The organism is Chryseobacterium sp. CH21, from assembly GCF_004119445.1.
GTDB lineage: Bacteria > Bacteroidota > Bacteroidia > Flavobacteriales > Weeksellaceae > Chryseobacterium.
On record NZ_QICI01000082.1, the window covers coordinates 20719 to 39208 of the forward strand.

The 18490-nt window shown below is 35.5% G+C and carries 18 protein-coding genes; 9 read left to right on the forward strand and 9 right to left on the reverse strand.

What is annotated here, in order from left to right:
* The first annotated feature begins 4 nt into the window (after window positions 1-4).
* The 4 genes from BOQ62_RS16965 (at window position 5) to BOQ62_RS16980 (ending at window position 2666) form a co-directional block, all read left to right on the forward strand.
* Window positions 5-820: a hypothetical protein gene (locus BOQ62_RS16965; RefSeq protein ID WP_129041342.1), complete on the forward strand. Its 816-nt coding sequence runs from the start codon at window positions 5-7 to the stop codon at window positions 818-820.
* 62 nt (window positions 821-882) lie between these two features.
* Window positions 883-1242, forward strand: coding sequence for a hypothetical protein (locus tag BOQ62_RS16970; RefSeq protein ID WP_129041344.1), 360 nt, complete (start codon window positions 883-885; stop codon window positions 1240-1242).
* A gap of 310 nt (window positions 1243-1552) precedes the next feature.
* Window positions 1553-2062, forward strand: coding sequence for an RNA polymerase sigma factor (locus BOQ62_RS16975; RefSeq protein WP_129041346.1), 510 nt, complete (start codon window positions 1553-1555; stop codon window positions 2060-2062).
* Window positions 2063-2075: 13 nt separating this feature from the next.
* A complete protein-coding gene (locus tag BOQ62_RS16980; RefSeq protein WP_129041348.1) occupies window positions 2076-2666 on the forward strand; it encodes a hypothetical protein in 591 nt (196 codons plus the stop codon).
* A gap of 41 nt (window positions 2667-2707) precedes the next feature.
* Here the strand turns inward: BOQ62_RS16980 and BOQ62_RS16985 are convergent, their stop codons facing one another.
* Window positions 2708-4102: a S41 family peptidase gene (locus BOQ62_RS16985; protein WP_228414250.1), complete on the reverse strand. Its 1395-nt coding sequence runs from the start codon at window positions 4100-4102 to the stop codon at window positions 2708-2710.
* A 316-nt stretch (window positions 4103-4418) separates the two neighbouring features.
* On the opposite strand from BOQ62_RS16985, the gene BOQ62_RS16990 reads away from it, so the two are divergent.
* The gene (locus BOQ62_RS16990; protein ID WP_228414252.1) at window positions 4419-5438 is read left to right on the forward strand and encodes an MBL fold metallo-hydrolase; all 1020 of its coding nucleotides are present in this window, start codon (window positions 4419-4421) and stop codon (window positions 5436-5438) included.
* An 80-nt stretch (window positions 5439-5518) separates the two neighbouring features.
* On the opposite strand, the gene BOQ62_RS16995 is transcribed toward BOQ62_RS16990, so the two are convergent.
* A complete protein-coding gene (locus tag BOQ62_RS16995) occupies window positions 5519-5806 on the reverse strand; it encodes a GNAT family N-acetyltransferase (protein WP_047433564.1) in 288 nt (95 codons plus the stop codon).
* Between the two features lie 571 nt (window positions 5807-6377).
* On the opposite strand from BOQ62_RS16995, the gene BOQ62_RS17000 reads away from it, so the two are divergent.
* The 3 genes from BOQ62_RS17000 to BOQ62_RS17010 all read left to right on the forward strand — a co-directional run bounded on the left by BOQ62_RS17000 (window position 6378) and on the right by BOQ62_RS17010 (window position 8933).
* Window positions 6378-6830, forward strand: coding sequence for a hypothetical protein (locus BOQ62_RS17000; protein ID WP_129041351.1), 453 nt, complete (start codon window positions 6378-6380; stop codon window positions 6828-6830).
* Window positions 6831-6939: 109 nt separating this feature from the next.
* Window positions 6940-7845 carry a helix-turn-helix domain-containing protein gene (locus BOQ62_RS17005; protein ID WP_129041353.1) on the forward strand — a complete coding sequence of 302 codons (906 nt, stop codon included), beginning with the start codon at window positions 6940-6942 and terminating at the stop codon, window positions 7843-7845.
* Window positions 7846-7931: 86 nt separating this feature from the next.
* Entirely contained in the window at window positions 7932-8933 is a 1002-nt protein-coding gene (locus BOQ62_RS17010) for an aldo/keto reductase (RefSeq protein ID WP_129041355.1), read from the forward strand.
* Window positions 8934-9035: 102 nt separating this feature from the next.
* Here the strand turns inward: BOQ62_RS17010 and BOQ62_RS17015 are convergent, their stop codons facing one another.
* From BOQ62_RS17015 to BOQ62_RS17035, 5 genes are all read right to left on the reverse strand, one after another.
* Entirely contained in the window at window positions 9036-11228 is a 2193-nt protein-coding gene (locus tag BOQ62_RS17015) for a TonB-dependent receptor (RefSeq protein ID WP_129041357.1), read from the reverse strand.
* Window positions 11229-11306: 78 nt separating this feature from the next.
* Window positions 11307-14123, reverse strand: a complete 2817-nt coding sequence (locus BOQ62_RS17020) for a T9SS type A sorting domain-containing protein (RefSeq protein WP_164976777.1) — start codon at window positions 14121-14123, stop codon at window positions 11307-11309.
* A gap of 70 nt (window positions 14124-14193) precedes the next feature.
* On the reverse strand, window positions 14194-14640 hold the full coding sequence (locus tag BOQ62_RS17025; protein WP_129041361.1) for a hypothetical protein: 447 nt from the start codon (window positions 14638-14640) through the stop codon (window positions 14194-14196).
* A 532-nt stretch (window positions 14641-15172) separates the two neighbouring features.
* Window positions 15173-15565: a DoxX family protein gene (locus BOQ62_RS17030; protein ID WP_129041362.1), complete on the reverse strand. Its 393-nt coding sequence runs from the start codon at window positions 15563-15565 to the stop codon at window positions 15173-15175.
* Between the two features lie 37 nt (window positions 15566-15602).
* Window positions 15603-16379: a DUF1223 domain-containing protein gene (locus BOQ62_RS17035; protein WP_129041364.1), complete on the reverse strand. Its 777-nt coding sequence runs from the start codon at window positions 16377-16379 to the stop codon at window positions 15603-15605.
* A gap of 55 nt (window positions 16380-16434) precedes the next feature.
* Here BOQ62_RS17035 and BOQ62_RS23935 point away from each other — a divergent pair, with 55 nt between their 5' ends.
* A complete protein-coding gene (locus BOQ62_RS23935) occupies window positions 16435-16563 on the forward strand; it encodes a hypothetical protein (protein ID WP_262708353.1) in 129 nt (42 codons plus the stop codon).
* A gap of 145 nt (window positions 16564-16708) precedes the next feature.
* On the opposite strand, the gene BOQ62_RS17040 is transcribed toward BOQ62_RS23935, so the two are convergent.
* Together BOQ62_RS17040 and BOQ62_RS17045 are read right to left on the reverse strand one after the other, a co-directional pair.
* Window positions 16709-17467: a LytR/AlgR family response regulator transcription factor gene (locus BOQ62_RS17040; RefSeq protein WP_129041367.1), complete on the reverse strand. Its 759-nt coding sequence runs from the start codon at window positions 17465-17467 to the stop codon at window positions 16709-16711.
* Window positions 17448-18461: a sensor histidine kinase gene (locus BOQ62_RS17045; protein ID WP_129041369.1), complete on the reverse strand. Its 1014-nt coding sequence runs from the start codon at window positions 18459-18461 to the stop codon at window positions 17448-17450. The genes BOQ62_RS17040 and BOQ62_RS17045 overlap by 20 nt, the downstream gene beginning before the upstream one ends.
* Window positions 18462-18490 lie beyond the last annotated feature (29 nt).

Sequence of the window (18490 nt, forward strand, 5' to 3'; positions counted from 1 at the left end):
AACTATGGAGTTAGAAAATTTTAAAGAAATTTGGAATAAAGATACTGGACAGGAATCCCCTGAAATTTCGCTGGAAAAACAGAAGGAAATACATTCTCCATTGCAGATGCTGAAAGTGAATATGCAAACTGAATTTTGGCTGATGATTGTGACATTGCCTTTGCTTTTAACCATTTTTCCATTTACATCCAGGGATTCTAATATTAAAACCATATCATTATTTGTTACCATTCTGACCCTTGCTATTATTGTCTATTTTTATTCCCGTTTTCTGAAATTGTATAAGCTGCTTCGGAAGAACAGTATCAATACCAATTATGATTTGTTCAACCTTAAAACCCAGCTCCTTATTTCGAAAGAAATCTATATCTCTTATTATCTTTCCTATGTCCCTATTGGCTTTCTTTTGTCTCTCATTCAAATTAATTTTCATTTTGATATGGAATACAATCTGGCCATTTTCGGAATCAGTGTTCTGATTACGCTTTTGCTGATTGCCTTCATTATCCGGTACTGGATTTATTATATGTACGGAAGATATATTGATGATGTGGTACTTCTGGTAGATGAACTGAACGGACTGGAAGTAAAGACTGGAACGAAAAACAGGAAAACATGGTTTGAGCGCTCGCAGATGTTTTTCATGAATAAAATGGGTATTAAAGGAAATATCCTGAATACGGTTATTTGGTTTGTATTTATGTATTTTGTGATCATTTTATTTCTTACAGTGGTGCTTTTGATCATTATCATAGTAGGTGCAAAACTTGATTTTCTTGACATAGGATCGCTGCAGAGGGCTTTAAATAAACTGAATTAGAAATTATTTTATATTCTGCAAAATTTCTATCTTTAGAAAATTGAGTTGTAAAAAAATATCACATGGATGATTTTAAAAATCAAATGTATGTAATAGAAGAATTTCTGGAACTCGTAAAGAGTAAGCAGGATCGGAAAGCATCTTTTGACCCGGAATATAATTATGCAGTCTATTCTTCAAAAGAGGAATTTAAACCTGAAATGAAAATTTTTATTGGTGATCCTTTGGATATTGGAGAAAATGATAATGAAATCTTACCTGATTTTGTTTTTCACAATAAACTCAATTATATGTGTTCTGATGAGAATATTCAGGATGTGGTGGATCTTGCTTTCACGCAGTGTGCCGATGTTACTCCCTCTCAGCTGATCACAGCACTGAATCATTATCTTGAAAAAGATGATTTCTTAGATTTTAAATAATAAAAGAATTAAATACCTTAAATATGTAGCCTGATATTAAAAAATATCAGGTTTTGTGTTTTTTATGTAACATTTTTACTTTTTTTCTACTAACTGTTGAGATCAAAAATGAATAAATGCTTTAGAAAGGTATTGAAGATAAAATTCAACATAAATTATTTCGGGTAAAATACTATTCTGAGAAAATAGTAATAATTAAAAACACATAATGAGGCCTGGCAGTATATTTCTGTCGGGTTTTTTTATTTCTTTTGTGAAAATACTGTAACAATTTTTTTAAACGAAAACTAACTCTATAGAGTAAAAGCCCATGACCTCATTAGAACAAGAGTTTATAAGCCAAATTGAACAGCATAAAGGAATCCTATTTAAGATTTCTAAAATGTACATGACTGAAAAGGATGACCGTGATGATCTTTTTCAGGAGATCACCTATCAGCTCTGGAAAGCATTTCCTGGTTTCAGAGGGGAAAGTGAATTTTCAACATGGCTATACAGAATCGCTTTGAATACAGCCATTATTTTCCTGAAATCTGAGAAACGAAGAAGCTTTATTGCCAATGAAGATTTTTCTAACCAAATCATTATTCAGGAAGATTATGATTATCGTAAAGAAGAACGTCTCACCGAAATGTATAAGGCTATTCACCTGCTCAATCCCATTGATAAGGCTTTTATTTTCTACTATCTGGAAGATTTTTCAGGAAAAGAAATTGCAGAACAGATGGGAATTTCAGAAGTCAATGCCAGAGTGAAAATGAACCGGGCAAAAAATAAACTTAAAGATATCTTAAGCCAAATAAAAATCAACCAACATTAAAATCAGTAATCCAATGAATATAGATGAATTCAAAAATACCTGGAATGAAGATATTGTGGAGGAAACTCCCGAAATAAGTCTTGAACAGAGAAATAAACTGAGCCTTCCCCTTGAAAAGATACGCAAAAATATGCGTGTAGAATTCTGGTGGATGATAGGAATCTTTGTTTTCGCCTTTCTGGTGTGCTCTGTATGCAGACCATTCAAACTTCAACTGTATATAACGGTTTTGATTGCTTCCATGCTTATTGTTACCGTTTTCTTTTTCAGTAAGTTCTTTAAATTATATCATGACATCAGTAATCCTGCCCCTAAAACCTATGATTCCCTAAAAGATCTGGTGATGCAGCTCAACCTCAACAAGCAGTATTATCTCTCATATTACATCAGTTTTGCACCGTTTCTGGTATGCGAGATTCTTATTGTCCTGGAATTTATACCATGGCCGAAACCTTTGAGTGAGCTTAAAATTGCAGTCGTTTTAATTAGTACGGTAACCATAGGACTGTTTTTGCTTTATGTAGTTGGAAAGTTCTGGTATCAGCGTTATTACGGAAGATATATCCAACATATTGAAGATCTTTTGGAAGAATTAAAAAGATAAAAAGAGTTCGGCGGGCTGAAAGCCCGCCGAACCTATATTCATTATTGTCCTTTATTTTCCTTTTCTTTTGCGATTTCGTTTTTTATCCAATCCAGCTGTGGATCTTTTTTATCAATAATATCCTGCATACTTTCGGTAACAGTTACATCAGGGATAACGCCTTTCCGTGAATCTGAAAAATTGATATTAGGCTGTACCAAAAGCAATCCTATAGGAAACCTGATTTCAGAATTAGGAAGTTTTTGGTAAGAATAGAAACCTGCGACTGTTCCGTCATTAGCTCCACCCGTTTCTTCACCAACAAGAGTTGCTCTTTTATCATTCTTAAGTTTAGCGGTAATGATAGAAGATGCTGAGAAACTACCACCATTGATCAGTACAAAAACTTTTCCGTGAAAGGCAGCTTTATTAGGCTTTGTTGGTTTGTCAGCTTTCATTTTATAGAAAACTTTTCCATCTTTTTTATAGGTACTGAAGGTTTGTGCAAAAAAGTAACTCGGGTAGGCAATACTTTTAAGAGCATATTCTAAAGGATTACTTTTTCTGAAATAATTTGTGCGCAGTGGAACATTTCTTGACGTTAACTGGGAAGGTTTAATCAGAGTAAACGGAGCCTCTGCTAAATAGGAATACAGGTTATTGATCTCATAAAGAGAGCCGCCATAGTTATTACGGACATCTATGATGAGGTAAGGAGACTTTGCTTCGTTGATTTTGGCAAATGTCTTCTTATAAAATTCATCAGAATATTCCCTTGAGAAACTTTTTACTTTAATATAAGCAATTGTACTGTCTTTATCCAGAAACTTAAAACTTCTGTTGTAAGAATTGCTGGCTGCTACATAATCATTCAGTTTCTTTTCTGGAGTTTTTTTCTTCATTTCCTTATCTTTTTCCAGCTCTGTATCAGATTTTATCTCTCTGGTTAAAGTGAAGGTTTTTTTCTCTCCTTGATAAAGGGTTTCAAGAGTAGCTTTACTTCCAAAACCATTTTCTGCGGTATAAAAATTAAAGAATAGATCCTTCAAAAAATAAGGATAGAAAGTCGTATTGTCGCCATCACTGCTGATCAGACTTCTGTATTTCTTTATATAATCTGAAATAGGAACATTGTTGATGGATAAAATTTCTGTTCCGGGTTGGATATTTTCAATAGAATCTCTGTTTTGAACAATATACATCTGATCCCCTTTAATATAATATTCAAAACGACTGAACATTCCTTTTTGGTGTTCCAGTCTTTTATATTCTCTTTTCGTGAACTTTTTTCTGGGAATTCTCAATGAAAGGTGCCCTTCACGGATTCCTGCAATAACAGGCTGAAGCTTAAAATAAAACTGAAGAGGGGTGAGAGGCTCGGTGATGGTGTGTTTAAGACTGTCAAATTTATGGTCCAATTCCTTCTTGGGAATGTACCAGTATAATTGCGGGTGCATTTGCTGTAATTTTGAATATGCAAAGTCCACATCTTCTTTAAGTTGCTCCGGTGGGATACATGAAGCCCGCTGTTCGTTGTGTTTTTTTATAGAGGCACAGGACGAAAAAATAGCGAGGAGAAATATTAATGAATAATTTTTCAATGTATCTGAGTTTTTTTAACGTGCTAAAATAGAAAGTTTAAAATTAATCCTGACTTAAATGAATAATAAATTTTCTAAAATTCATGATAAATTTAGTTAAAAATTATAGTAAGATGGAATAAATTTTCATTTCAAACCAAAAGTCGATACATTTGATGCTTATTTTGTACAAATGATTTATTGGATTATTACGATTGTAGCTGTTTTGACGGTTACTTTTTTTATTGTGATCAATATGAAGGCTTTTGGTGGTGTGCCAAAAGGGGAGAGACTGAAACGCATTAAACAATCGAAACTCTACAAGAAAAGGCAGTTTCAGAATATCAGCCATACACCCTCTATCACAGAAGGGTACAAAATGTCGAAAGTGACCTACGATTTCTTTTTAGAAAAAAAAGATCCATTGCTGAAACCTTTGAAAGAAATTCCTTCCATTCATACGGATTTAAAAAATAGAGATAAAAATCAGGACGTATTTATCTGGCTGGGACATTCATCTTATTATCTTCAGACAGATGGTATTTCCTTTCTGATTGATCCTGTGCTGAGTAAATATGGTTCACCTTTTAAATACTTTAATAAAGCATTTAAAGGGTCAGATATTTTTAAACCTGAAGATATTCCCAATATTGATTATCTGGTCATAACCCACGATCATTTTGACCATCTGGATTATCCCACTGTACAATCTATCAGAGACAGAACAGGAATGGCTATTATACCTTTGGGAGTAGGTGCACATCTGGAAAGATGGGGATATGCTGAGAATACACTTATTGAAGAAGAATGGGGAGCCGAAATTAATCTGAAGAATAAATTGAAAATTGTTTTTACCCCTGCCAGACACTTTTCGGGCAGAAGAATCCGACAGAATGATACCTTATGGAGTTCTTACGTTCTGATAACACCCACAAAGAAAATTTTCTTAGGAGGAGACAGCGGCTATGATTCCCATTTTAAAAGAATAGGTGAGCAATATGGTCCTTTCGATTATGCAATTCTGGAGAATGGGCAGTATGGAGAAGCATGGAGGTATATTCATACATTACCGGAAGACGTTATTCAGGCTGGCATTGATCTGAAAGCCGCGCATATCTTACCGGTTCATGCAGCAAAATTTGCATTGGCACTTTTCATCCATGGAATGAACCTTTACAAAGGATTACAGCTCTTGGAAAAGAACAAAAATTGAATATCCTCACTCCGATGATCGGCGAGGTAGTAGAGCTAAATCAATCAGACCAGCAATTTACCACCTGGTGGGAAAGCTGATCAGGCATGCCAGATTTCTTTATATCTTGCGGGATGATTTTCAAACTGTTGTCTGACGAAATCACATTCCGGGTCTACAAGCAAATCTTTTTCCTCTGCATAACGCACAAGTTCATCCAGTAATAGTTTGGCATATCCTTTTCCTTCACGCTCCTCATCCAATTTTGTATAAAATACGATAAGCAGTCTTCCGTCAACCTCTATGGACATATAACCTGCCTTTTTCCCATCTATAAGCAGCTGCAATTCATCTTGATATTGAGATACCTGAAACTTTATATTTTCCATGATAATGTAAGATTTGGTTGATTAAAAATGATAGGAGAAAATTTTCTGAAAAACATTCTCTCCATTAAAATTACGAAATTAAATCATATGAAATAATAGTTTTTCGGAATCTTAACGAATTTTATAACATAAATGAGAAAAAGATAAAAGATAAAAGATAAAAGATAAAAGATAAAAGATAAAAGATAAAAGATAAAAGATAAAAGATAAAAGATAAAAGATAAAAGATGTTGTTGATTAAATTCAATAGGGATGGTCTTTAACCCACCTCATAATAAATTATTGATCCATTGGCTATAGCCAAAACTTAAAACAGATGTAGTTTAAAATACTTAATTTAAAAATTGCAATCCGTTGATTAATAATACTCAATATAATTATATTTAATAAAACTAATTACGTTCCCATTATAATTTTAAATAATTAACATTCAATGATTTTGTGAAAAAAAAGAAAATATTTCAAAGATAATCAGTTGTTTGTGGTTTTTCTTAACAAATATTGGCTTTTGTAATTAAGAATTGGCACTTTAATTGACTAGGTCTTGATGTTTAATTTAAAGAGGAATGAAATGAAAAAGTTAATATTAACAGCATTTTTGATTGGAACATTCAGTTTGAGCTATGCCCAGTCAGATTATTATAATGATTATAGAAGGAGTATTTCAGATCTAAACTGGCAAAAAGTAGTTGCTGATCTGTTATTGTCTACAACTCAGGCTAACCAGATTTATGTTTTGAATGACAGATACCGTGATTATGATACCTGGAACAGGGTGTATGTGGTAGATCCGGGAAGATGGAGAGGCGACCGTTATTCGGAGCTGGAAAGAATCATGGGTAGGGAAAAGTATATTATTTTTAAAAAGAAATATTACAGAGGTCAAAACCCGGTAATTGTTTATGGCAGAAACAAAAACGATTATAAAAAATACCGTAAGCAGCAGGAAAAATACTATAAAAACCAGGAGAAATATTATAAAAAACAAAATAAACATCATGGTCATGATGATGATTGGGATTAATCCATGATCAACTATATCTTATTTTGAAATGGCTGACATCTTTGTCAGCCATTTTATTTTTTTAATGATGATCATTATTTAATTTGTTTGAATTTTATAACTTTGATCTATGGAATCACACGAATCACTCAAAGGTTTTTATGAAAGAAATGCCCCCAATCTGGCATCACAATGTATTGGTGTGAATAAAATGGGGCACTTTAATGTATTTTCAAGAGAATACTGTTCCCCGCTTACCCCTTACAGCAGAAGAGATTATTATAAGATTTCACTGATCATAGGAAAGGGAAAACTTCATTATGCTGATAAATGGATCAAAGTAGACCGTCCTGCATTATTGTTTTCCAACCCCATTATTCCTTATTCCTGGGAAGCTGACGATGAAGATCAGAAAGGCTGGTTCTGCCTGTTTACAGATCAGTTTCTGCACAATGGAACCCGTATGGGAAACCTTCAGGATTCTCCGCTTTTTAAGATTGGAGGAACTCCGGTTTTCTTTGTAGATGAGGAACAGCAGAAAATACTTGCCGAGATTTATACCAAAATGATGACGGAGATTCAGTCTGAGTATATTCACAAATATGATATGCTGAGAGCTTACCTTCATCTGATGATTCATGAAACCATGAGAATGCAGCCGGCAGAGAGTTTTGAACCTTATCAGAATGCCTCACAAAGAGTTGCTTCTTTATTTATGGAACTTCTTGAAAGACAGTTTCCAATAGACAGTCCTGAAGCATTTTTAAAATTAAAAACTCCCAATGATTATGCTCAAAGTCTTTCCATTCATGTGAATTCTTTAAACCGCTCCGTAAAAGAGATTACAGGGAAAACAACCAGTCAGCAGATTACCGGAAGAATCATACAGGAAGCCAATGCTTTACTGAAACATACAGACTGGAATATTGCCGAGATCGCTTATGGGTTAGGATTCGAAGAACCCGCTTATTTTACCAATTACTTTAAAAAACAAACCGGAATTACTCCCAACGCCCTAAGAATGGATGTTGTTTGAATTTTATAATTCTTAGTTTGAATTCTATATAGCAGATCGTTTCCGGATGTTCTAATTTTGTCCTGTAAAATTAAATCATACCTATCATGAAATTTAAAAAATTAGGAAACACAGAAGAACAGTTATCAGCAATCGGTTTAGGATGTATGGGAATGAGCTTTGCTTATGGCCCTACAGATGAGCAGGAAAGTATCAATACACTGCACCGAGCATTAGATTTAGGCGTTAACTTCTGGGATACGGCAGATATGTATGCCAACGGAGAAAATGAAAAACTAATCTCTAAAGTATTAGTTCCGAACAGAGATAAGATTTTTATTGCTACCAAATTCGGATTCAGATTTAAAGATGGAAAAGCTAGCCACAGTGGAGCCCCCGGAACTTATTTTGACGGTTCTCCGGAATGGATCAGAAAGGCCGTAGATTTAAGCCTTCAAAGATTAAAAATAGATACTATTGACCTGTACTATGCTCACAGAGTAGATCCCAATGTACCTGTAGAAGAAACTGTAGGAGCAATGGCAGAGCTGGTAAAAGCCGGAAAAGTGAAATATATCGGATTATCTGAAGCTTCAGCAGAATCGATCAGAAAAGCGAACAAAGTTCACCCTATTGCAGCATTACAGTCAGAATATTCTATCCTTACAAAAGATGTTGAAAAAGAGATTCTACCAACCATCAGAGAGCTGGGGATTTCTTTAGTGCCTTATTCACCATTGGCAAGAGGACTTTTTACCAATATTTATGAGGTACAGAAATTAGGTGATGACGATTTCAGAAAAACATTACCACGTTATCAGCAGGAGTATCTGGAAAATAATACCAAATTAGCTAACGAGATCAATGAGTTTGCCGCTTCTAAAGGAGTAAAAGGGACACAACTTGCATTAGCTTGGGTATTGAGTCAGGGCGAAGATATCATCCCGATTCCTGGTACCAAACGAATCAAATACCTGGAAGAAAATATTGCAGCCGTCAATATAGACCTTTCCCAATCAGATCTGGAGACCATTGATGCTATTCTGAAAAAGTACCCGAATGTAGGAGAAAGGTATACCGAAGGTTCAATGAAACTGGTAAACAACTAAGAATTATTTATACAAAAGCTGGGTTCCTGTCATCAGGAACCCAGCTTTTTGTTTTGACTGTTCACTAATGGAGATGTAAAGCCACGAAAACAGTCAATAATATTAGAAATTATACTTTATATTAAACCCAGTAAAGAAATAAGCTTTACTAGGACCGGGATTTACATCGGTATATACCGAAGAATTATTATACTGATTATCTGCATCTGTATCGTTGATACTGTTTCCGTAAAATAAGAACGTGTAATTGATTTGATTGGTCAGGTTGTTTCCCATAATAAATACATCCAGATCCCATTTATTGAAGCTTTGTTTATATCCTATTTTTGAGTTTAAAAGACCAAAACTTCTTACTTTATTGGTGTTGGCAAAGTCGGTGTAGACGCCTCCCATAAAATTATAGGTATTTTGCCAGTACAGTCCAAAATGGGTTTCAAAATCCAATCCGGCAGATAATTTAGTTTTAGGTACTCCTACTACATCTTTGTTATCATAAACATTGACTCTTGCCGGCTGTCCGTCTTCCTTTAAATAGGTGCTGAAATTGGAATACTTAAAATCATTATAGGTATAATTGACAAAAGGCTGGATTTTCGAAACAAAAGAACGGGTAGGTTTGTAAGAATATCCTATGCTCATTTCCAATCCTCTGTTTTTTTGATCCCCGGTATTGGCCCAATAGGTATAAGGTGTTTTTTCTGGATTGGACATGGTGGCTCCCAATTGCGTAAGCTTATCTGTGATATTGATACTGAACAGTGAGAACTGATAATCTATTGAAGTATTTTCAATCAATCCCTGTACACTGAAATCCCACATTTTTGCTTTCTCTGCAATCAAGTTGTCATTAGTTATATTAAGTCCTGCTATAAAAGCAGTTGCAGAAGTCGGAGCATTATATCCTTCACTGTAGCTTAGGTTGAATATCTGATTTTTCCATACTTTCTGAAGAGCAAAATGAGGAGTGGCTACCACTTTAAATTTTTTATCAAAAGACAGGTCTTTTTTATTGACACTCGGTGCAAATAAACCGGGTAAAGCCAACAGATCTTTTCTGTTATAGCCTATCTGGTTGATACTGACACCTGCAAGAAACATTAGATCCCATGGTTTATAAGTGAACTTTTCAACGGCAAAATAGTTGTTCTGATGATTCATATTCTTAAAATAAGATCCATCAGAAAGCGGCCTCAAAATAGGAGGTTCGCTACTAGTTACACTTTTATACCGATAATTGGTGATAGTAGACTGTGATTGCTGTATTTCGATTCCAAACTCTGTCTGACTTTTAAAATCATCCCACTCTTTGTTGAAATTAAATACAGATCTTACCCCATAGTTGGAAAAAGAAGATGTTTCATACGCTCCTGCAGCAATTCTATCACCGATAGTTCCTGTGTAGAATACGGCCGTATTATTTTTGAAATCAGGAGTGATTTGCCAGATATGGCCCACTCCAACTCTGGAGGTAACGAATTTTGTTTTGGCACCTCTTCTGATGTAGGCAAAGTTTCCATTGTCTATCCTATTATAATAATCATCATAAGAGATTTGGCCGGAAACCTGTTCCAGAGAATTTCCATGAGTAGCGAGTAAAGTGATCTTCTGCTTTGAATTCAGTTTAAATTCTCCATTGATGTTATAAAAGTTTTTGATGCTTTTACCATGAGGACGATACCCGTCACTTCCGATATGTCCGTAATTGGCTGTGATGGAATGGTTGTCTCCTACATTGGTAACAGAGGTAGAGCTTTGAAATAAACCAAAAGAACCTGTATTAAACTGCTCAGAAATAGAAGTGCCTTTTCTGGTTTCGGACTGCATATAAAACCTGACTGCACCTCCGGAGCCTCCACCATATAATGTGGCTGCCGGCCCTTTTATAACTTCTATACGGTTAACGAGTCCGAAATTAACATCATCTAAAACGGTAACTCCGTCTGCTCCGGTAAGAGGAATGTTGTTGAGGTACATCTTTATTCCCCAATTGTTAAACTTCTGATCGTTCCCATATCCTCTCACTACAATTCTTTGTCCACCCAGCTGGGTTCTTTTTTCCACCTGAACACCCGCCATTGTACCCAGGCTTTGTTCCACAAATGCAGGATTATTACGGTTTATTTCATAATCAGAAATAACCTCTGTAGACTGTGCGTGTCTTTTAAATTCTTCCCGCTCTTTGACAACTTTTGTTCTTGCATGGATTTCTACCTCATCAATATTTTTTTCAGTTTCCTGTGCATGGGCAAATCCCATTAATGATAATGAAAGAGCGATAATATAGTTTTTTTTCATCAATCTTACTGTTGAATATTAGAAAGCAGAAAAGTAAACATAACCTTACCTTTCTGCTTTATTGTAAAAAATTAAGAATTATTTTCTGATAATTACTGCAGTGTATACCATACTGCCGTTTTGTAAAGCTTTCAGTACATAGTCTCCTTTACTCAGGGTTTCAATATTAAACTCTTCATTAGATTTAATATTTTTCTTTGTCATAACGAGCCTTCCGGAAGCATCATAAATCTCTATATCCATCGGTTTACCGTTTTCAAGTTTTACCTGAATAGGACCTCTGGTAGGATTTGGATACACACGGTTGTTGAGCAGGTTTTGCTGTGACTCAGAAGTAGCTAAAGTCGTATTGTTTATTCTGGTAGTAAAAGCTCCTCTTCCATACGTTACCGCAAGGATTGTTTTATCTGATGGACGATAATCAAAATGATTTACCTTAAATTTTCCTAAACCATCGGAATATAAAGCCCATGTAGGGGAAGAAGACTGGAAATTGGCTGTTCCCCATACTCCGTAATAAGTTCCCAGAATCACTTCATTATTATCTTCAGGGTTCATAAATATAGCTTTAACAGGAATATCCGGAAGATTTCCTTCTTTAGACACCCAGGTTATTCCTGCATCAGTAGTGTAAAATACACTCGTTTTATTAAAATTAGAAACAGTGACCATAATCTCACTTTCAGATGCTCCAAGTTTAACATCAGAAATATAACCGCCGAAATTATAATTGATTAATGAAGTTACCGGAGTAGTATCGGCATTGGTCACCTTAAATAATTTTCCGGAAGATAATCCTATGAAAAGACTGCTGCTTGTAGTAGTATAAGGAGATACAAGAATGTCCGTAACAAACTCACCAGCTGTTACACTAGCAATGGTAAGCTGAGTTCTTGTAAGACTTAATGGTAGACTTGCAAGTCCGCTTACTCTGTTCAGTACTATTGAGGTGGAGTTCGATGCATTGGCATTGCTATAAGATATGTCAAGATTTCTGTCTACTGCAAGAGGGTTTATAAATAACCCTGCATCTCTTTGAGCAGCAGTAGGCATAAGATAATATGATCCCTGTGAATTGAAAATAATATGGTAATTGTAAACATAGGATGCGATATAGTACTTATTCTGATCATCGAAGGCTGTATAAGCGCCATCTCCACCATATACTTCCGAAGTGTTGTAGAAGTTATTGGCTAAAGCAGCTCCGGAAAGTCTTTTTGTTCCGTTATCCTGAGCTCCTAAAATCATGTCTTCATTGGCAAATGTAGAAGACGGATTTAATGTTCCATGATAAAATTGAGTCACATTAAACCTTTTATTTCTCATGCCGAGAGCTGTAGTATTAGCAAGGTTGTTTTTATCTGAAGTAAAGAAAATGCCTCCGTCATTCCCCATTAAAAACTGGCTTGTGTTTTTTGGATTGAAAACCAAAGCGTGCTGATCGGCATGCACCAGAGAAATATTGGTAGTTCCCATCACGTTGTTATTTGACCATTTGGTATACTGAGTCCATGTAGCACCTCCGTCTGTGCTTTTATAAGAATCTATTCCTCCTACATACACATGCTCATCGTTATCCGGATCAGTTTCAATAACAAGATCATAAAATGCCTGCCCTCTAGTAAAATCATTATCAGGCTGGCTCGTATCTACCGGATTGGGCAGAGTTATTCCCGAACCGGCTACATTGGTCGCAATCCATGTCGTACCACCATCTGTAGTTTTTGCGATTCTTACAGGTTCTGAACTTGACGCTCCCTGCATCAGGGCGTAAGCTTTCAAAGGATTGGTATTGGAAACCTCTACCATGACCCTTGAGCTGTTGTTACCTACGTTATAGACATTCGTAAAAGTAGCACCATGATCAGTAGATTTGAAAATTCTTCCCCCGGAAGCGGATCCGCTGAAGCGGCTTTGTCTTGTCGCCACCCAAATTGAATTGTCTGTACCTACTTCTATATCCTGAATATCATATCCTCTGGTAGCCGTTGTCAGCAAACTATTCACTAAAGTAAAATTGACACCATCCGTAGATTTATAGAGCCCTGCTTCAGATAATCCGATGAAGGTGGCGGCATCTCCCAGATAAGTTCCAGCAACGCCTGCATATACTTCAGATACTCCGTTGTTGTTGACCACCTTTATTGACGGAATATTATAAGTTCCTTTTTTAACTCCGGTTGAAGTATATCCGGTGTCGATATTGAATACCTGCTGCCAGGTTGCTCCTCCGTTTGTGGTTTTCCAAATGCCCATTCCACTGAAGTCTCCGGTTTCCACTTCACCTGTTCCCACATAAAAAATCTGTGGGTTATTAGGATCTGAAGTAATACAGGATACTGTCGTGTTGGACCAGAAAGCATCTACAAGAGTCCATTCGGAATTGACATCGGTAATATCATTATTGTACCAAAGTCCGCCGGAAACTCCACCTGCCCAAACTTTTTTACCGGTAGAGTCATTCGGATCAAACATAATACCTCTCACTCTTCCTCCTACGGAATAAGGTCCTCTTTCTACCCACAAATTAGTAATACTTTTATTAGCTGTACCTCCTCTTGCTCCATTGAAAATCTTAAGATCTTGCTGAGCCTGGAATTTTCCATTCTTTACTTTTCTTTCAAGTTCAACGTAGTTTTGGTTATTTACTGTTCCCGTTTCAGGATCCATTGTAGCAATAAAGTCCTGCAGATAATACTCATCAGGCGGTTTTTGATTGTGCTCTTTAGCAAACTTTACATTTTTCTGAAAAGTGTTGGTAATATCCTGAATATGTTTCAGGTATTTTTTGTTGACTTTCGAGTTAGGGTTTTCTTTACCTAGAGAAGGTTGTTGTGCATTCAAATACAACGAGGCTATAGTAAGGCCAAGTCCGAAAATTGATTTTAGTTTCATATTGTTTTTTTGATGCATAAAAATATTGTTTTTTATCACATAAAAAACATTTTATGGAATAGTTTTTAATTTATTGAGGGTGTTCTTCTTTTTTTATTTGATTTTTGATGTTTTTGTTGAGGATTTTTATTTTTTGCTTGATTGTTTTCTTTGTTCTTATATTTTCAGAGACGAGATAGATTGTATTCAGATCAAAAGTTTTCTCCGGGATGCTGTCTGTAGTTCCACTTTTTTCGTTCATGGTAGGGTATTCCTGGCTCTCGGGAAAATAGACTCCTTGCAGATAGGTAATACCATTTTTATTTTCTTTATTTAAAGTTATTTCAACATTTCCAGCTAAGAGATATTTTATATCAAGCTGCGGATTGTCTTTGATCATGATATTGAATCTTTCAGATCTTGCTCCTTGCAATCCTCCCATTGTAAGAGTATGAGTGGCTTCAATCACTTTAAAGTACTGAGCAGAAGAACAACTGCTGAATAAGAGCAAGAGTAAAATGTAATGAATGGCTTTCATATCTGTAGTTTCAAAATTATGAAAAGAATATACAAAAAAATGTCCAAAGTTCTGAAATAACTTTTAAAAGAGTGTTTTTTGAGCAGTATGTTGTATGGATAAATGACTGGTGATTAATAAATATATACTTTATAATTAGAAAGATTCAAAAAATAAAGTCAAGATGAATTCAAAGAAAAATCAGGAAATGTAGTTCATATTATTTGTTTTTTCCAACAACAAAATTTCATATTGGAATCAGTAACAGAACAGATTGCTCCGGATGAAGCCCAACAAAAAATTATCCCTTTCCGGGAATCAAGAAACTGGCACAAACAATGAAAAAAGGGATCCGAATTATAAAACTCCTATAGATTAGCCTCCGGACGAGTGGCAAAAATTCAAAGAATTTTTAAAAGGAATCATCAACTCATAATGCTCTAATGAATAATGTCTCTTCGTCAGGCTTTAGCCCAAACTTATAAAACAACCTATCCTCCCGTTAATGGGAGGATAGGTTTCAAACATAAGAAAAATAAGAGTTTTATAAATATTAAGCTTCCCCGTATATCAGCTCAGGAGGGTAAAGTTTTCTGAACATCAGATATGTCACTAAGAGCACGGAAAAAGCAACTATCGCATCCACAGTTGATGGAAACCCAAGTACCATGATTTTTGAAAAGAAGGCAAACAGAATATCAAAAAACATTCCTGCAAATACCCATTCTTTCAGTCTTAATAATTTATTGGGAAGCAGAAGAACAAGCACTCCCAAAATTTTAAAAACACCCAGTATATAAATGAAATGAGGCGGATAACCGAGCTGTTGGGTAATGTCCCATACAACAGGATTTTTTGTCAGTTCAAAGAAGCCGCTGGCTCCAAACCATAATGACATAAAAATAGTGCCTGCCCAATAGATAATTTTTGTTGTTTTTGTTTTCATTGTTGTAATTTTTAATATTGATTGAATGGTTAGAATTTTATTTAAAAGCTGTTTTTGCTGATCCCGATATCTGCCCGGTTTTTACATTCTGAATAAATGCTATTACTTCCCAGTTCTCTGGTGAAAAACCTTCCGGAAGTTTGAATGTTGTAGTCCCTTCTTGTTGCTTATTCAATGAAATTGAATTTTGCTGATGAACAATCTGCCAGTGATGGAGATGACGTCCTTCATTTTCCCCTTTTCCTACCTGAGTAGAAGAATGTTTTTCAACCAGATTAATGAGAAGCATGTTCTTAGGATCATTAGAAGATGTTTTATATGACACATTAATATCCTTTTGAGAAGCAGTTGCCGACAGTTCTATTTTTGTCTTTTTATCAGTAAGTAAAGCCTTCTGAATAGCATTTTTAATGTTACTTTCATCAGAACCTACAAATTCCGTCTTTCCATTCACTACCAGCTGTGGAGTATAAACTTGTGAGTTTAGAATATGGCTGTACTCTTGTTGTCGTCGAGAGTTTTCAGCAGTACTGAATCTGTCTTTCCATCCAAGACGGTTCCAATAGTCTACATGATAGGAGAGAAGGTAAACAGGTTGGTCCTTGTAATCCTTTTCTATTTTTCCCATCAGTTCATCTGCCGGAGGACAACTGGAACAGCCTTCTGAAGTGAAAAGCTCCAAGACAGCAAAACCATTGTTCTCATCAGCTAAATGCTGTGCCGTCTTTTGTTCTTTATTTTGATAAATAAATGCTGAAGTAGCAAATAGTAAAGCCGTGAAAGCACTTACTATGATTAAGTTTTTTAGTATCATTTCTTTTAATTTGATTCAAAAGTAGATACTGTGCGAAGGTAAAAAAATGTAAAAAATGCTCAACCGGACAAATTACAAGGTGAACCCGGAAATTGTGAGGGGAAGTATTTTAAGGCTGGATGCTGGAAGAAGGATGCTGGAAGTTTTTGGAGTGCAAAAAGGAATTGATGTTTATATTTTTTGATAGTAAAAATATGAGCAATGAAGCTTAAAAAATTAAAGCAAAAGAAAACCCTGATCATCTCAATCAGGGCTATAATGTATTTAAATAAGACTTTTATAGATTATAATGCCTTCAAGTACTTCCAGCACCCAGCTTCCTTCCTCCTTTATCTATCCTCCAGCCAGGTAAAGAAACTATGCGTCTTTTCTTTATTAATCAAAAGCTTCTCAGGAGTTTCAATCGTTAGTTTTACCAGTATTTTACGTTGAAAGTAATGTTCCATTTCCTTAATGGCTTTAAAATTAACAAGATATTGCCGATTGACCCTGAAGAACTGCTTGTCAGAAACCTGTTCTGCTACCTGTCCCAAAGGCTGGGTAAGAGGAAACTGCTCTTTGGCAAATGTAACAAGATGGGTAATCTCATTATGGATATAAAAATAGGCAATATCTTCTGTAGGAATCGTTGTGTATTTTTGATTTTTAAACACTAAAAAACTGCTTTTACCAGAAGGCTGATTCATTTTTTGAATAATAGATTCCAAGTCCGGGAGATCATTTTTCTGAAAGAATTTTTTAAGTTCATCCACTTTTCGGAGGGCTTCTGCAATATCCTCTTTTGAGAATGGTTTTAAAACATAATCAACCCCTTTACTTTTAAAAGCATCAAGCATATACTGATCAAATGCAGTACAGAAAACTACAGGGCAGGTAATTTCCACCGATTTGAAAATTTCAAACGAAAGCCCGTCCGAAAGATGGATGTCCATAAAAATAAGATCGGGTTTGATCTCCTGTAAGCCTTCAATACTTGTTTCAATACTGTCATAAACACCCAGTATTTTGGAGGCCGGTTTTAAATCTGAGATTAAATTCTGAAGGGATTTTGCAGCCCTGAATTCGTCTTCAATAATGATGATATTCATGAATTAATGGTAGTTTTATCTGAAATGTTTTTTCGTCTGAATTAATAATAATATCCTTTTCCAACAAGTGCTTGTAACGCATTTTAATATTATCCAATCCCACTCCCAAAGAATCTTCAGGATTCACTTTTCGCTGTATAGGATTTTCAATCACAATATGATCGTTGGAAGTATAAATTTTAATATGTAATGGTTTACTCTGTGAAACAATATTATGTTTGATGCAATTCTCCACCAAAAGCTGAAGCGTAAAAGGAGGAATAAGCGTAGAGCCGATTGCCTTTTCAAGCTGATTGGTAAACATAATTCCGTCGCCAAAACGGGCTTTCTGAAGAAAAAGATAAGCATCTACTATTTTCATCTCTTCCTGAACACTGATCAGGTCTAATTTTCTGCTTTCGAGCGTAAATCTGTAAAAATCAGAAAGTTTTACAACAAAATCTACTGTTTCTTCATCACGCGTTTCTGCCATCATTTTTAAAGTATTCAGGCTATTGAACAGAAAATGTGGATTGATCTGCTGCTTTAATAATTCATATTGAGCCCCGAGATTATCACTTTTTACCTTTTCCAGTTCAAGCTGTACCTGTTGTCCCGTATAATTATGCTGAAGAAGGTTCAGAAACATGTAGCACACCAGATTGATTAAGATTCCTCTTACTTCAATCATCAGCATGACCGGACCAAAATTAATATGGGAGAGGATCAGCTGCTGAATCCATGCCAGGCCAAACATAATCACCATCCCAAAAGCGAGTACCACCATCAATCTTGAATAGGAGATATGCTGTCTTCGTTTTTTCGTGCGGTTAAGCATATAAATATTAATGTACCACATAATGACCGAAAATGCTGCCGTAATCCCCGAGTTGACCAAAGCTTCTTTCCAGTCGAACTGATGGGATGCAAGCTGAGGTACAGATGATAAAACGCCCAGGAAAATGGAGCTTATCCAGATAATGGCTTGTGAGATTTTTATTTTTTGCTGTTGCATGAAATCTGCTGATTTGAAAAGGTTAAATT

Excerpts from the sequence above, each read along its gene's own strand:
- BOQ62_RS16965 (WP_129041342.1), top strand. The coding sequence starts at position 5 with ATGGAGTTAGAAAATTTTAAAGAAATTTGGAATAAAGATACTGGACAG.
- BOQ62_RS16970 (WP_129041344.1), top strand. The coding sequence starts at position 883 with ATGGATGATTTTAAAAATCAAATGTATGTAATAGAAGAATTTCTGGAA.
- BOQ62_RS16975 (WP_129041346.1), top strand. The coding sequence starts at position 1,553 with ATGACCTCATTAGAACAAGAGTTTATAAGCCAAATTGAACAGCATAAA.
- BOQ62_RS16980 (WP_129041348.1), top strand. The coding sequence starts at position 2,076 with ATGAATATAGATGAATTCAAAAATACCTGGAATGAAGATATTGTGGAG.
- BOQ62_RS16985 (WP_228414250.1), bottom strand. The coding sequence starts at position 4,102 with ATGCACCCGCAATTATACTGGTACATTCCCAAGAAGGAATTGGACCAT.
- BOQ62_RS16990 (WP_228414252.1), top strand. The coding sequence starts at position 4,419 with ATGATTTATTGGATTATTACGATTGTAGCTGTTTTGACGGTTACTTTT.
- BOQ62_RS16995 (WP_047433564.1), bottom strand. The coding sequence starts at position 5,806 with ATGGAAAATATAAAGTTTCAGGTATCTCAATATCAAGATGAATTGCAG.
- BOQ62_RS17000 (WP_129041351.1), top strand. The coding sequence starts at position 6,378 with ATGAAAAAGTTAATATTAACAGCATTTTTGATTGGAACATTCAGTTTG.
- BOQ62_RS17005 (WP_129041353.1), top strand. The coding sequence starts at position 6,940 with ATGGAATCACACGAATCACTCAAAGGTTTTTATGAAAGAAATGCCCCC.
- BOQ62_RS17010 (WP_129041355.1), top strand. The coding sequence starts at position 7,932 with ATGAAATTTAAAAAATTAGGAAACACAGAAGAACAGTTATCAGCAATC.
- BOQ62_RS17015 (WP_129041357.1), bottom strand. The coding sequence starts at position 11,228 with ATGAAAAAAAACTATATTATCGCTCTTTCATTATCATTAATGGGATTT.
- BOQ62_RS17020 (WP_164976777.1), bottom strand. The coding sequence starts at position 14,123 with ATGAAACTAAAATCAATTTTCGGACTTGGCCTTACTATAGCCTCGTTG.
- BOQ62_RS17025 (WP_129041361.1), bottom strand. The coding sequence starts at position 14,640 with ATGAAAGCCATTCATTACATTTTACTCTTGCTCTTATTCAGCAGTTGT.
- BOQ62_RS17030 (WP_129041362.1), bottom strand. The coding sequence starts at position 15,565 with ATGAAAACAAAAACAACAAAAATTATCTATTGGGCAGGCACTATTTTT.
- BOQ62_RS17035 (WP_129041364.1), bottom strand. The coding sequence starts at position 16,379 with ATGATACTAAAAAACTTAATCATAGTAAGTGCTTTCACGGCTTTACTA.
- BOQ62_RS23935 (WP_262708353.1), top strand. The coding sequence starts at position 16,435 with ATGCTCAACCGGACAAATTACAAGGTGAACCCGGAAATTGTGAGGGGA.
- BOQ62_RS17040 (WP_129041367.1), bottom strand. The coding sequence starts at position 17,467 with ATGAATATCATCATTATTGAAGACGAATTCAGGGCTGCAAAATCCCTT.
- BOQ62_RS17045 (WP_129041369.1), bottom strand. The coding sequence starts at position 18,461 with ATGCAACAGCAAAAAATAAAAATCTCACAAGCCATTATCTGGATAAGC.